This window comes from Pseudomonas sp. DF5 (genome assembly GCF_058148225.1).
This window is the reverse complement of the sequence record NZ_JBYVYM010000064.1, coordinates 1-1,291: the sequence shown is the minus strand read 5'-3', so window position 1 is coordinate 1,291 and position 1,291 is coordinate 1. Positions and strand designations below refer to the sequence as shown.

General features: G+C 64.4%; 1 protein-coding gene. It reads left to right on the top strand.

Going from position 1 to position 1,291, the window contains the following annotated elements:
- The coding region (locus tag AC30D7_RS28705) for an immunoglobulin-like domain-containing protein (RefSeq protein ID WP_490136324.1) at positions 1-1,291 on the top strand (1,291 nt) is incomplete at both ends.

Genomic DNA, 1,291 nt, shown 5'->3' with positions numbered 1-1,291 from the left:
TGGCGCCGTGATCACCATCGACGCCGGTAAAACCACCGGCACCGTCACCGTCCCGGCTCCATCCGATGACGTCTACAAAGACGCCGGCACGGTCCAGGCCACCATCTCCACCGCCACCGGTGGCAATTTCGAAAACCTGGTGCCGAGCACTGCCCCGGCAGTCACCACCGTCAATGACACGATCGACACCAGTACCGTTTCGCTGGCTGCGACCGCGAACGTCGCCGAAGGCGGCACCGTCACTTACACCGCGACCGTTGGTGCGCCAGTGACTGGCAGCCCGGTCACCGTGTCCCTGGCCAACGGCCAGACGATCACCATCAACGTCGGTCAAACCACCGGCACCGTGACCACCGCCGCGCCGAACGACGCGTTGGCCGGCCACGCTCCGCTGACCAACTCGATCACCAACGTCAGCGGCGGTAACTACGAGAACCTGGTGGCGGACAAAACGCCGGTCAGCACCACCGTGACCGACACCGTCGACACCACCAACCTCAGCCTGAGCGCATCCAACTCGGTAGCCGAAGGTGGCCAGATCACTTACACCGCGACCCTGACCAACGCCGCCGGCACTCCGGTCACCGTGACCCTGAGCAACGGCGCCGTCATCACCATCGACGCCGGTAAAACCACCGGCACCGTGACCGTCCCGGCTCCATCCGATGACGTTTACAAAGATGCCGGTACGGTCCAGGCCACCATTTCCACCGCCACCGGTGGCAATTTCGAAAACCTGGTGCCGAGCACTGCCCCGGCGGTGACTACCGTCAACGACACCATCGACACCAGCACCGTTTCGCTGACTGCGACCGCGAACGTCGCCGAAGGCGGCACCGTGGTGTACACCGCGTCCGTGTCGGCGCCGGTCACCGGCTCACCTGTGGTGGTGACCCTGTCCAACGGCCAGACCATCACCATCCCGGTCGGCGCGAGCAGCGGTTCTGTCAACTTTGTTGCGCCCAACGATGCGTTGGCGGGCGGCAGTTCGCTGAGCGTCAAGATCGACGATGCCAAGGGCGGCAACTACGAGAAGCTGGAAGTCGACGGCAAGTCGGCGGACACTTCGATTACTGATACTTCGGACACCACCACCCTCAGCCTGTCGGCAACCGACTCGGTAGCCGAAGGCGGTTCCATCGTTTACACCGCCACCCTGACCAACGCCGCCGGCACACCGGTCACCGTGACCTTGAGCAACGGTGCGGTGATCACCATCGACGCCAGCAAAACCACCGGCACCGTGACCGTCCCGGCACCGTCCGATGACGTCTACAAAGACGCCGGCACG